Here is a 12169-nt window from a genome sequence, read left to right as displayed (position 1 = left end):
AACTATCACAACGGTCCGGCACAGGACCGGTACAAGAAAGGGAGGGGTGGCGCCATGCGGAGCGCCGCTTGTCGCCTTGGACGGGATGAAGATGTTTCAGTCGCACATAGTTGTGCTCATCGCGGGCTTGTTTGCCCTGCAGATGGCGGTGGTTTGCGTCGTATTGCGCCGGTCCGCCGGCATGGACCGCAGCGGCCTGACGTCGTGGGCGCTGGGGAATGTGGCGGCGGCGATGGCTTCGGTGCTGTCCGCCGTTCAGGAGCTGCGGCCGTTGTGGCTGGTGCCGGAGGCGACCGATCTGGCGCTGCTGGCGGCGCTGTCGGTGATGGCGGTAGGCGTGCGGCACTTTGCGGGGCGGCCCGGCCGCACCGCGCCAATGCTGGCGCTGAACCTGGCGGCGGGCGCCGGCGTGGCGTGGCTGGACCTGGCGCCGCAATACATGGTTGCGCCACCGGCGCTGCCGGCAGTGCAGCCGCTGCTGACGGCATGCCATATCCTGCTGCTGCTCGACCTGGCGCGTAGCATTGTGCCATCGGTGCCATCCACGCGCGGCACGGGCCGGCTGGCGGCGCTGTCGCTGGTGCTGATCGTCACCGCCGCGGCGGGCATCAATGCGTGGACACTGGCGCTGCCGCTGGCCACAGTGGTGCAGGGCGGGGCCTGGCCGCGGCCGATACCGTGGGATGGCGAGCTGGCCATGCTCAATGTCTTTGCGCTGGTGGGCGCCTCGGTCAGCTTTGCGCTGATGGCGCACGACCGTCTGCGCCGCATGCTGGAGCGGCGCGCCCGGCATGACGACCTGACCGACGTGCTGCTGCGGGGCGCGTTCTGGGAAGAACTCGAAGCGGCGTGCCTGCAGGCCGAGCGGCAACGCCAGCCGCTGACGGTGGCGTTCGTCGACCTGGACCATTTCAAGGCGATCAACGATGTCTACGGACACCTGGCCGGTGACAGCGTGCTGCGGCACTTTGCCGGGCTGCTGCGCAAGGCCTGCGGTGCGCGCGACGTGGCGGGGCGCCTGGGCGGGGAGGAGTTCGCCATCGTGATGCCCGATACCGCGCTGGAGAATGGCAGGTTGACCTGCATGCGGCTGGCCACATCGGTGCGCGCCACGCCGTGCCCGTCGGAGCCAGATCCGATCGCCTACACGGTCAGCATCGGCCTGGCTGTGCGCCAGGCCGGCGAGGGTGCCGACGCGCTGATGCGCCGTGCCGACCGCGCCCTCTACGATGCCAAGCTGAAGGGGCGCAACTGCGTGTCGATGCACCCCGCGGCAAGCGCTGCGGGCAGCGAGGCCGCCGTAGCCGATGGCCGCTACGGCACGCGCGGCCGACCGCGCGTCGCTTCCTGATGCGCGGCGCCTGTCACTTCGCTTTTTACCCGGCGGCGGCGCTGCGGTAGAATGCACGCCTTCGCGTCCTTAGCTCAGTTGGATAGAGCACTCGCCTTCTAAGCGAGCGGTCAGAGGTTCGAGTCCTCTAGGACGCGCCAGCGTCTGGTTGACGCCCATTTCTCCGCTCCTGCGGCCGCGTCGCTGCAACCGGACGGCGCAACGCCGCCCGCAACCGCCCCGAGCATTCCCAAATCAATCGGATCGCGCTGTGGCGGCGCCATATGCGCACTGGCTCGCGCGCTACCAGTTGCAGCATTGAGCGCCGTAGCAGCCACGGCGTAGGGGGCAGGCGCCGGCACGTTTTGCCGTTTTGCCGCACAATACGACCTGCGCGCCGCACAGGAGCACGCTGGAGCATCAGAGGCGAGGGCCCGGACCCCGCCCGTCAGCGGGCGGCAATCCGAAGAACACCTTGCGATCCTGTACATGGCCGCCCCACATGCACAATCCGCCGCGGATACGGTCCGCGGCGCCCAGTCTTCCCTTTTCCCCGTCGCAGACACTGAAGCGCCCCGCAGCACCGGCCGGCTGCCGCTGCTCGCGCTTGGCGTCGGCAGCTTCGCCATCGGCACCGGCGAGTTCGTCATCATGGGCCTGCTGCCGGATGCCGCGCGCGACCTTGCAATCTCGATCCCGGAAGCCGGCCATCTGATCAGCGCCTATGCGCTGGGCGTGGTGATCGGTGCGCCGCTTCTGGCCGTGCTGGGCGCGCGCTGGCCGCGGCGCAACCTGCTGATCGCGTTGATGGCCATGTTTGCCGCCGGCAATATCGCCAGCGCGCTGGCGCCTTCCTACCTGTCGATGCTGGTCGCGCGCCTGCTGACGGGCTTTCCGCATGGCACGTACTTCGGCGTGGCGGCGCTGGTCGCCGCCAGCCTGGTGGCACGAGAGCGGCGCGCGCAGGCGGTGGGGCTGGTGATGCTCGGCCTGACCATCGCCACGCTGGTGGGCGTGCCGATCGCGGCCACGGTTGGCACCTGGCTGGGCTGGCGCTCCGCCTTCCTGATCGTCGGCGCCATCGGCGCGCTGACCGCGCTGCTGGTGTGGCGCTGGGTGCCGTTCGTGCCGGCCGACCGGCATGCCAGCCCGCTGCGCGAGCTGTCGGCGCTCAGGCGCAAGCAGGTGTGGCTGACGCTGGGCATCGGCGCGATCGGCTTCGGCGGCATGTTCTCGGTGTTCAGCTATATCAAGCCGACCATGCTGGAGCTCGCGCATATGCCGGCGGCCGGCATCCCGATAGTGCTGGCGCTGTTCGGCGTCGGCATGGTGGCTGGCAACCTTGCCGGCGCGCGCCTGGCGGACAAGGCGCTGATGCCGACCATCGGCGGCGTGCTGGTGTGGACGGCGCTGGTGCTGGCGGCCTTCACCTTCACCGCGCCGCATGCGTGGCTGGCTTCCTTCAACGTACTGCTGGTGGGCACCGCGGTGGCGCTCGGCCCGGCGCTGCAGATCCGGCTGATGGACGTGGCGGGGGATGCGCAGACGCTGGCGGCCGCGCTCAACCACTCTGCCTTCAACATGGCCAATGCGCTTGGTGCGTGGCTGGGCGGCGTGACCATCGCGGCCGGCTATGGCTGGACGTCGACCGGCTGGGTGGGCCTGCTGCTGGCACTGGGCGGGCTGGGGATCTATGCCTGGTCGATGCTCGACATGGATCGTCGCGGCGCCACTGCGGCAGCGTAGCGCAACAAACAGCGCCGGCGCCGCACGCTGCAGGCCTCGCGGCCAAAAAAAAGTGCCCGATTGGGCACCTTTCTCATGCGGGCTGGCGGGCCTGGCTTACTCTGCGTCCGCCACGCTCGCGCCGACCACGTTGAAGCCGCCGTCGACATAGGTGATTTCACCGGTCACGCCGCTGGCCAGGTCGGACAGCAGGAAGGCGGCCACGTTGCCGACTTCTTCGATGGTGACGTTGCGGCGCAGCGGCGCGGCTTGCTCGAAGTGGCCCAGCAACTTACCGAAGCCCTTGATGCCAGAGGCGGCCAGGGTCTTGATCGGGCCGGCCGAGATGCCGTTGGCGCGGATGCCGCGCGGGCCCACCGACGAGGCCAGGTAGCGCACGCTGGCTTCCAGCGAGGCCTTGGCCAGCCCCATGGTGTTGTAGTTGGGGACCACGCGCTCGGCGCCCAGGTAGGTCAGCGTCAGCAACGAAGCCTTGTCCGACAGCAGCGGCAGCGCGGCCTTGGCCAGCGCCGGGAAGCTGTAGGCGGAAATGTCATGGGCGACGCGGAAGCCTTCGCGCGACAGGCCTTCCAGGAAGTCGCCGGCGATCGCTTCGCGCGGCGCGAAGCCGATCGAGTGCACCAGCCCGTCGAACTTCTCCCAGCGCTGGCCCAGCGCCGCGAAGGTCGCGGCGATCTGCTCGTCGCTGCCGACGTCGCATTCGAATACCAGGTCGCTGCCGAATTCCTTGGCAAAGTCGCTGATCCGGTCCTTGAACCGTTCGCCGACATAGGTGAAGGCGAGCTCGGCGCCTTCGCGTTTGCACGCCGACGCGATGCCGTAGGCGATCGAGCGGTTCGAGAGCAAGCCGGTGATAAGGATCCGCTTACCTGCCAGAAATCCCATAAGTTCTCCAAGGTGGTGTATCAGGCACGCTTCCTGCGTCCGCCGTGCGGCCGTGCGCATGCCTTTGCTGTCCTGCGACCGTTTTATTGCGCCGCGCAGAGGGAATGTCCGGATGGCTGGGGCCACCCCGGACGCATGTAAAATTGTCTCATACTTGGCCCGGCCGCAGAACGCCGGGACCCCAGAGGTCATAGTGGAGGAATCCAACGGGATGCCTATTCAAGCACGTTGGCCGCTTCAGGCGGCATGGCAGTGCTTCCGGCGGGATGCGGTACTGCAGTATTGGCTGGCGATGATGCTGGCGGCGGGGGTCTTCCTGTGTCCCGTTTCGGCAAAGGCGGCGCATGGCTTTGCGCTGCACGGGGACTTGAAGTACAGCGCGGATTTCCGGCACTTCGACTACGTCAATCCGAATGCACCGGCCGGCGGCACGCTGACGCTCGCCAATCCGGACCGGCGCACCAGTTTCGACAAGTTCAATCCGTTCACGCTTAAGGGCACCTCGGCGCCCGGGCTCAATGCGCTGATGTTCGAGTCGCTGCTCGTCAGCAGCGCCGACGAGACCGCCAGCGCCTACGGCCTGCTGGCGGAGGACGTCACGGTGGCGCCGGACGAGATGTCAGTCACTTTCCGCATCCGGCCGCAAGCGCGCTTCTCCAATGGCGACCCGGTGCTCGCGTCAGACGTCAAGCATTCTTATGACATGCTGATGAGCAAGGCCTCGAGCCCCGGCTACCGCAGCATGTGCACGGACGTGAAGGACGTGGTCGTGACCGGCGAGCGCACGCTGCGCTATGACTTCAAGCAGCGCAATCGCGAGCTGCCGCTGATCGTCGGCGCGCTGCCGGTGTTCTCGAAGAAATGGACGGCCGCGGTGCCGTTCGCGAAGCTGACCTTCGAGCCGCCGATTACCAGCGGTCCCTACCTGATCGAGCGCTACGACGCCGGCCGCGGCATCATCTTCAAGCGCGACCCCAAATACTGGGGCAAGGACCTGGCGGTGCGTCGGGGTACCTTCAATTTCGCGCGCGTGGTCTACCGCCTGTACAAGGACGAGACCGCCAAGCTGGAGGCCTACAAGGCGGGCGAGTTCGACGCCATCGTCGAATATCGCGCCAAGAACTGGGCCAAGAGCTACCAGGGCACGCGCTTCCGCAGTGGCGAGCTGATCAAGACCGACTTCCCGCACCGCAACGGCGCGGGCATGCAGGGCTTCGTGATGAATATGCGCAAGCCGGTGTTCCAGGACGTGCGCGTGCGCCAGGCACTGATCCTGGCGCTGGATTTCGAATGGCTGAACCGTCAACTGTTCTACGGCGCCTACAGGCGCCTCGACAGCTGGTTCTCCAACAGCGAGCTGGCGGCGAGCGCGACCTTCGACGGCCGCCCCGGCCCCGGTGAGCTGGCGCTGCTCGAGCCGCTGCGCGCCCAGCTGCCGCAGGAGGTGTTCGGCCCGGACGTGGTGCAACCGAGCACCGCGGCGCCGCGCTCCTTGCGCGACAACCTGCGCCTGGCGCGGCGCCTCCTGGCCCAGGCCGGCTGGACCTATACCGACGGCGCGCTGCGCAACGCCAAGGGCGAGCCGCTGGTATTCGAGTTCCTGGACGACGGCGGCGCCATGAGCCGCGTCATCACCACCTATGTGCGCAACCTGGAAAAGCTCGGCATCCAGGTGAACCAGCGCACCACGGACTTTGCGCTGTACCAGAAGCGGCTGGAAGACTTCGACTTCGACATGGTGTCGATCCGTTTCCCCGACTCGCAAAGCCCCGGCAACGAGCTGCGCGACCGCTTTTCCAGCGAGGCCGCCGGCACGCCGGGCTCGGACAACCTGTTCGGGCTCAAGTCGCCGGAGGTCGACCAACTGGTGGACAACGTGCTGCGTGCCCATACCCGGCAGGAGCTGATCACTGCCGGGCGCGCGCTGGACCGCGTGCTGATGCATGGCTACTACATCGTGCCGAACTGGTACAGCGCGTCGCACCGGGTCTCATACCGCAAGGAACTGGCGTACCCGGAACGGCTTCCCTATTTCTATACGGCCGAAGGCTGGGTCCTGAGCCACTGGTGGCGCAAGGACGTCAAGCCGCAAGGGCGCTGACGCGCCCGGCGACCCCAAGCACAAGGAAGAGGACCGGCCGATGCTTGCCTACCTGCTCAAGCGCATTCTGCTGATGATCCCGACGCTGATCGGGGTCATCACGCTGACCTTTGTGGTGATCCAGTTCGTGCCGGGCGGCCCGGTCGAGCAGATGATGATGGAACTGAAAGGGCGGGGCGGCGCCGGCGAAGCCAGCGGCGGCGGTGCCGAATACCGCGGGCGCCGCGGCGTCGACCCCGACAAGATCAAGGAGATCCAGGAGCTGTACGGCTTCGACAAGCCGCCGCTGGAGCGCTACTTCCTGATGCTCAAGCGCTTTGCCCAGTTCGACCTGGGCCAGAGCTACTTCCAGCACCGCAGCGTGTGGGAGCTGGTCAAGTCCAAGCTGCCGGTCTCCATCAGCCTGGGTTTGTGGACCTTCTTCCTGACCTACCTGATATCGGTGCCGCTCGGTATCTCGAAGGCGATCCGGGCGGGCAGTCGTTTCGATGTGGTGACCAGCATCATCGTGCTGGTCGGCTATGCCATTCCGGGCTTCGTGCTGGGTGTGCTGCTGCTGGTGCTGTTCGGCGGTGGCACCTTTGTGCAGTGGTTCCCGCTGCGCGGGCTGACCTCGGACAACTGGGACCAGCTGTCGCTGATGGGCAAGGTGATGGACTACCTGTGGCACCTGGTGCTGCCGATCACGGCGTCGGTGGTGGGGAGCTTCGCGGTGGTCACCATGCTGACCAAGAACGCTTTCCTGGAGGAAATTCGCAAGCAGTACGTGCTGACCGCGCGCGCCAAGGGCCTGGGCGAGCGCCGGGTGCTGTGGAAACATGTGTTCCGCAACGCCCTGATCCCGCTGGTCACCGGCTTCCCGGCGGCATTCATCGGCGCCTTCTTCACCGGCTCGCTGCTGATCGAGACGCTGTTCTCGCTGGATGGGCTGGGTTTGCTGTCGTATGAGGCGGTGCTGCGCCGCGACTATCCGGTGGTGCTGGGCACGCTCTACCTGTTCACGCTGATCGGGCTGGTCACGCGCCTGATCTCCGATGTCTGCTACGTGCTGGTGGACCCGCGCATCCATTTCGAGGGCTTGCACCGATGAAACCGTTCACGCACGCGGTGCCCAACGGCCTGCCGCATTCGCCCTCGCCGCGCCAGCGCGCCTGGCAGCGCTTCCGCCGCAACCGGCGCGGCTACTGGAGCCTGGTGATCTTCGTGATCATCTTCGTGCTGAGCCTGGGCGCCGAGCTGCTGTCCAGCAACCGGCCGCTGGTGGTGCGCTACCAGGGCGAGTATTACTTCCCGATCGTCAAGGTCTACCCCGAGACCGCATTCGACGGCGATTTCCCGACGCCGGCCGACTATCTCGATCCGTTTATCCGCGACCGCATCACCAGCAACGGCAACTTTGCGGTCTTCCCGCTGAACCGGTATTCGTACGATTCGCTCAACTACTTCGCCAAGGAGCCGAACCCGGCGCCGCCGTCGGCCGACAATTGGCTCGGCACCGACGACCGCGGCCGCGACATCCTGGCGCGGCTGCTGTACGGCTTTCGCGTGTCGGTGCTGTTCGGGCTGGCGCTGACCGTGCTCGGCGTGCTGGTCGGCACGCTGACCGGGGCGTTGATGGGCTTCTTCGGCGGGCGCTTCGACCTGTTCTCGCAGCGGGCCATCGAAATCTGGAGTTCGATGCCGGAGCTGTACCTGCTGATCATCTTCGCCTCGATCTTCGAACCCAGCCTGGCGCTGCTGATCATCCTGCTGTCGCTGTTCGGCTGGATGGGCCTGTCCGACTACGTGCGCGCCGAGTTCTACCGCAACCGCTCGCTCGACTACGTCAAGGCCGCGCGTGCGCTGGGCCTCTCGAATATGCAGATCATGTGGCGCCATATCCTGCCCAACAGCCTGACCCCGGTGATCACCTTTCTGCCGTTCCGCATGAGCGCCGCGATCCTGGCGCTGACCAGCCTGGACTTCCTCGGCCTGGGCGTGCCTCCGACCACGCCCAGCCTGGGTGAGCTGCTGGCGCAGGGCAAGGGCAACCTGGATGCCTGGTGGATTTCGCTGTCGACCTTTACTGTGCTGGTGGTGACGCTGATGCTGCTGACCTTCATGGGCGATGCGCTGCGCGATGCCTTCGACACCCGCCTGGGCCTGGCTGCGCTGCGCGGCCGGGTTGAACCCAAGGTCCCGGCGGGTGCGCCGACCGGGGCGGCGCCGGAGGTCACGCCATGACCGCCGTGTCTCCCGTGCTCCAACCTGAGATTTGCCCGGCAGCGGCGGCCCCGGCCCCTGGCTCCACGCTGATGTGTGTGGACAAGCTGTCCGTCACCTTCGGCCACGGCGAGCATGCCACGCGCGCGGTGCGCGAGGTCAGCTTCGACCTGCGCGCCGGCGAGCGCTATGCGCTGGTCGGCGAGTCGGGCTCCGGCAAGACCGTGACCGCGCTGGCGATGCTGCGGCTGGTGGAGGACGCCTACTACGATGGCGCGATCCGCTTCGAGGGCAAGAACCTGCTGGACGTATCGGACCGCGAGATGCGCGCGATCCGCGGCGCCGACATCGCGATGATCTTCCAGGAGCCGATGACCGCGCTGAACCCCCTGTATACGATCGGCAACCAGATCGTCGAGACGCTGGCGCTGCACGAAGACCTGGACCGCCGCGCCGCGCGCGAGCGCGCCATCGCGCTGCTGGAGCGCACCGGCATCAGCGACGCCGCGCACCGCTTCGACAGCTTTCCGCACCAGCTTTCCGGCGGCCAGCGCCAGCGCGCGATGATCGCCATGGCATTGGCCTGCCGTCCCAAGCTGCTGCTGGCCGACGAGCCGACCACGGCGCTGGACGTCACCATCCGCGCCCAGATCCTGGATCTGCTGCGCGACCTGCAGGCCGAGTTCGGCATGGCAGTGATGCTGATTACCCATGACCTCAACCTGGTGCGTGCCTTTGCCCAGCGCGTGGGCGTGATGGAGAAGGGCGTGCTGGTCGAGACCGGCGAGACCGCGCAAGTGTTCGCCGCGCCTCAGCACCCGTATACCCGCAAGCTGATCGACAGCCGCCCCAAGCGCGAGGTGCTGCCGCTGGTGCCGCTGGCGCCGGTGCTGCTGGAGGCGCGCAACCTCAGCGTCAGCTACGCGCGCAAACGCCGCGGGCTGGCCGGCTGGTTCGGCAAGGACCAGTTCGCGGCGGTCAAGGACGTGGACTTCCAGTTGCGCGAGGGCGAGACCGTCGGCATCGTCGGCGAGTCCGGTTCGGGCAAGACCACGCTGGCGCATACGGTGCTGGCGCTGCAGCGCAAGAGCGGCGGCACCATCCATTTCCTTGGCCGCAGCTTCGACGACGCCACCCGCAAGGACCGTTGCCAGCTGCGCTCGCGCATGCAGGTGGTGTTCCAGGACCCGTTCGGCTCGCTGGCGCCGCGCATGACCATCGAGCAGATCGTGGGCGAGGGCCTGGCGTTGCATCAGCCCGGGCTGTCGCGCGAGGCCACGCGCCAGCGCGTGATCGAGGCGCTGCGCGAGGTTGGCATGGACCGCACCGCGCTAGGGCGCTATCCGCACGAGTTCTCGGGGGGGCAGCGCCAGCGCATCGCGATCGCGCGGGTGCTGATCCTCAAGCCCCAGATCCTGGTGCTGGACGAGCCGACCTCGGCGCTGGATGTCTCGATCCAGCAGCAGGTGCTGGCGCTGCTGTCGCAGTTGCAGCACAAGTACAACCTCAGCTACCTGTTTATCAGCCACGACCTGGCCGTGATCCGTGCGATGGCGCACCGCGTGCTGGTGATGAAGGCGGGGGAGGTGGTCGAGGCGGGCGAAACCGAGGCGGTGCTCGGTGCGCCGCAGCATCCGTATACCCGCAAGCTGATGGCCGCGGCGCAGGTCGGCGCGGCCTGAGCATGGGTGCTGCGCAACAACGCCGCAGGCCCGTTCGGCTAGCACCGTTTGATATGCGCTATCCGATAAACAAGATGCGAAATTCGGTCTATATCGTTGATTCACAAGCCAAATCCGTGGAATTTGTAACGGACTTTGACATGTGAATGCCAACCCTTTACCATCCCGCGAGAACTAGTTTTGGGGGTGGTCCGTCCGACGCATTGACGCGTGCGAGGCACGTTTCTGGTGCGATTGCCAGGGAATTGGCTGGCGCGGATGTTGCGTAGGGTTCGCTCCCGGAAGTTCACACGAATTTCACAGATGCCTCAGCCGCCCCGGTCTTGTGCCGGGGCTTGCTTTGGAACGATCAACGGGAGAACCAATGCAGCGATCGGTACTTCATTCCCTGGCGCGCGCCGCCGTGGGGATTGCCATTGCCTGCGGTGCGACTGTGTCGAATGGGGTGCTGGCGGACACGGTATTCAAGGATGCCGACGCCCGTATCGATGCCACGGCCCCGGCCGCGGACTCGCATGCGGAAGGCAAGCGCGGCTTGCTGTCGTCGGTGGTGAATTCCACCAGCAACGTTGCCAGCAAGGCTGGCGACCTGGTCATGAATGCGCTGGGCCTGATCGGCGTGCGTTACCGCTTCGGCGGCAACAGCCCCGAATCCGGCCTGGACTGCAGCGGCTTTGTCCGCTACGTGTTCCATGACACCTTCGGCTTCATGCTGCCGCGCCGCTCTGTCGAAATCAGCCGTGTCGGCACCAACGTCGCGGTGACCGACCTGCGTCCGGGCGACCTGGTGTTCTTCAACACCATGCGCCAGACCTTCTCGCATGTCGGCATCTATATCGGCGACAACAAGTTCGTGCATGCCCCGTCCACGGGCAGCAAGATCCGTGTCGACGACATGCGTGCGGCGTACTGGGTGACCCGCTACAACGGCGCCCGCCGCATCGACGACAAGGAAGGCGGCAGCCGCAGCGAAAGCTTCGGCGACATGGTCGAGACGCTCAAGCGCTACGATCCCAAGGCCGGCCGCGCCACGCTGTACGGCGGCTGAGCTTTCGGTACGCCCAAACAAAGAAGGACTGCTGCGGCAGTCCTTCTTTGTTTGCCGCGCAATGCGCGAGGCTATTGTGGGGCGACGGTGCCCGCCCGCTGCAGCCGCGCCTGTTCCAGCTTCTGGCGCAGCGTTGCCATCACCGCCGCGACGGCCTGTTCGCCCGCCAGCACCGCGCGGTTGCGGGCGTTGAAGTCGCTGCCGCCCATGTCGGGCAGCTCGGGGCGGATCACCACATCGGCGCGTGCCAGCGCCATCTTGTTGATCGACTGGCCCATGATCGCCGTGGTCTGCAGCAATACGCCGCTCTGGCCGGCATTCTTCTGCGCAGACGGATCGGCCGAGATATTGACCGCGATAATGAAGTCCGCGCCCATGCTGCGCGCGGAATCCACCGGTACCGGCTCGACCAGGCCGCCATCGACATAGTCGTGCCCCTGGATCAATACCGGCTGGAACACGCCCGGCACGCTGCTCGAAGCGCGCACCGCCTGCCCGGTGTTGCCGCGGCGGAACAGGATCTTCTCGCCGCTCTTCAGGTCGGTGGCGACGATGCCCAGCGGCAGCTTCATCGCTTCGATCGGCCGGTTCTGCACCAGCCGGTTCACGTAGTTCTGCAGCGCCTCGCCCTTGAGCCAGCCGCCGAAGCGGGTGCCGAAGGGCAGGGCCCAGTCGGCGATGGCCGCTTCGTCCATGGTCAGCGCCAGCTTGTTCAGCTTGAAGCCGTCCAGACCGCTGGCGTACAGCGCGGCGACCACCGCGCCGGCGCTGGTGCCGGTTACCAGGTCGGCATGGATGCCCTGGGCTTCGAGCGCCTTGATCACGCCGATATGTGCGAAGCCGCGCGCGGCGCCGCCGCCGAGTGCGAGCCCGATCTTGACCAGGCGAGGCGTGGGCGGGGTGGCCGCTACCGGCGGCGCCGGGCGCGGGCCGAACGAGCAGCCCGCCAGCAGGGCGGCCGCGGAAATGCCGAGGAAATGACGTCGTTGCATGAAGCGGGATAGTAACCAGGTGGGACCGGCATGCGGTGGCATGTGATGCGGGCGCGGCTCAGGCGCGCCTGACTTTGCGCTTCTTTGCGGCCGGCACGATCTCAGACCGGCGCAAGCATAAATGATTCCGCGCGCGCCCGGCACAGGGGCGGGGTAGGGGGGAATCGCATTGGTATAATGCAA

The 12169-nt window shown here is 66.9% G+C and carries 9 protein-coding genes and 1 tRNA gene; 8 read left to right on the top strand and 2 right to left on the bottom strand.

Features of this window, described 5'->3' with window-relative positions; all coding sequences use genetic code 11:
* The first annotated feature begins 91 nt into the window (after window positions 1-91).
* The 3 genes from ABNX08_RS14530 (at window position 92) to ABNX08_RS14520 (ending at window position 3076) form a co-directional block, all read left to right on the top strand.
* On the top strand, window positions 92-1351 hold the full coding sequence (locus ABNX08_RS14530; RefSeq protein WP_022535805.1) for a GGDEF domain-containing protein: 1260 nt from the start codon (window positions 92-94) through the stop codon (window positions 1349-1351).
* Between the two features lie 63 nt (window positions 1352-1414).
* A tRNA-Arg gene (locus tag ABNX08_RS14525) sits at window positions 1415-1491 on the top strand.
* A gap of 328 nt (window positions 1492-1819) precedes the next feature.
* The gene (locus ABNX08_RS14520; protein WP_022535804.1) at window positions 1820-3076 is read left to right on the top strand and encodes an MFS transporter; all 1257 of its coding nucleotides are present in this window, start codon (window positions 1820-1822) and stop codon (window positions 3074-3076) included.
* A 96-nt stretch (window positions 3077-3172) separates the two neighbouring features.
* Here the strand turns inward: ABNX08_RS14520 and fabI are convergent, their stop codons facing one another.
* Window positions 3173-3961: an enoyl-ACP reductase FabI gene (gene fabI / locus ABNX08_RS14515; protein WP_022535803.1), complete on the bottom strand. Its 789-nt coding sequence runs from the start codon at window positions 3959-3961 to the stop codon at window positions 3173-3175.
* 211 nt (window positions 3962-4172) lie between these two features.
* Between fabI and ABNX08_RS14510 the strand changes: the two genes are divergently transcribed.
* From ABNX08_RS14510 to ABNX08_RS14490, 5 genes are all read left to right on the top strand, one after another.
* Window positions 4173-6062 carry an extracellular solute-binding protein gene (locus ABNX08_RS14510; protein WP_022535802.1) on the top strand — a complete coding sequence of 630 codons (1890 nt, stop codon included), beginning with the start codon at window positions 4173-4175 and terminating at the stop codon, window positions 6060-6062.
* Between the two features lie 40 nt (window positions 6063-6102).
* Window positions 6103-7152: a microcin C ABC transporter permease YejB gene (locus tag ABNX08_RS14505; RefSeq protein ID WP_022535801.1), complete on the top strand. Its 1050-nt coding sequence runs from the start codon at window positions 6103-6105 to the stop codon at window positions 7150-7152.
* Window positions 7149-8285 carry an ABC transporter permease gene (locus ABNX08_RS14500; protein ID WP_022535800.1) on the top strand — a complete coding sequence of 379 codons (1137 nt, stop codon included), beginning with the start codon at window positions 7149-7151 and terminating at the stop codon, window positions 8283-8285. The genes ABNX08_RS14505 and ABNX08_RS14500 overlap by 4 nt, the downstream gene beginning before the upstream one ends.
* The gene (locus tag ABNX08_RS14495; RefSeq protein ID WP_022535799.1) at window positions 8282-9946 is read left to right on the top strand and encodes an ABC transporter ATP-binding protein; all 1665 of its coding nucleotides are present in this window, start codon (window positions 8282-8284) and stop codon (window positions 9944-9946) included. Before ABNX08_RS14500 ends, ABNX08_RS14495 begins: the two co-directional genes overlap by 4 nt.
* Before the next feature lie 364 nt (window positions 9947-10310).
* On the top strand, window positions 10311-10994 hold the full coding sequence (locus tag ABNX08_RS14490) for a C40 family peptidase (RefSeq protein WP_022535798.1): 684 nt from the start codon (window positions 10311-10313) through the stop codon (window positions 10992-10994).
* A gap of 71 nt (window positions 10995-11065) precedes the next feature.
* Here the strand turns inward: ABNX08_RS14490 and ABNX08_RS14485 are convergent, their stop codons facing one another.
* Window positions 11066-11986, bottom strand: a complete 921-nt coding sequence (locus ABNX08_RS14485; RefSeq protein ID WP_022535797.1) for a patatin-like phospholipase family protein — start codon at window positions 11984-11986, stop codon at window positions 11066-11068.
* Window positions 11987-12169 lie beyond the last annotated feature (183 nt).

The organism is Cupriavidus sp. DF5525 (assembly GCF_040149425.2).
Taxonomy (GTDB): Bacteria; Pseudomonadota; Gammaproteobacteria; order Burkholderiales; family Burkholderiaceae; genus Cupriavidus; species Cupriavidus pickettii_A.
This window is presented reverse-complemented; position numbering and strand designations above follow the sequence as displayed.

Excerpts from the sequence above, each read along its gene's own strand:
- ABNX08_RS14500 (WP_022535800.1), top strand. The coding sequence starts at position 7,149 with ATGAAACCGTTCACGCACGCGGTGCCCAACGGCCTGCCGCATTCGCCC.
- ABNX08_RS14485 (WP_022535797.1), bottom strand. The coding sequence starts at position 11,986 with ATGCAACGACGTCATTTCCTCGGCATTTCCGCGGCCGCCCTGCTGGCG.
- ABNX08_RS14495 (WP_022535799.1), top strand. The coding sequence starts at position 8,282 with ATGACCGCCGTGTCTCCCGTGCTCCAACCTGAGATTTGCCCGGCAGCG.
- ABNX08_RS14520 (WP_022535804.1), top strand. The coding sequence starts at position 1,820 with ATGGCCGCCCCACATGCACAATCCGCCGCGGATACGGTCCGCGGCGCC.
- ABNX08_RS14510 (WP_022535802.1), top strand. The coding sequence starts at position 4,173 with ATGCCTATTCAAGCACGTTGGCCGCTTCAGGCGGCATGGCAGTGCTTC.
- ABNX08_RS14505 (WP_022535801.1), top strand. The coding sequence starts at position 6,103 with ATGCTTGCCTACCTGCTCAAGCGCATTCTGCTGATGATCCCGACGCTG.
- fabI (WP_022535803.1), bottom strand. The coding sequence starts at position 3,961 with ATGGGATTTCTGGCAGGTAAGCGGATCCTTATCACCGGCTTGCTCTCG.
- ABNX08_RS14490 (WP_022535798.1), top strand. The coding sequence starts at position 10,311 with ATGCAGCGATCGGTACTTCATTCCCTGGCGCGCGCCGCCGTGGGGATT.
- ABNX08_RS14530 (WP_022535805.1), top strand. The coding sequence starts at position 92 with ATGTTTCAGTCGCACATAGTTGTGCTCATCGCGGGCTTGTTTGCCCTG.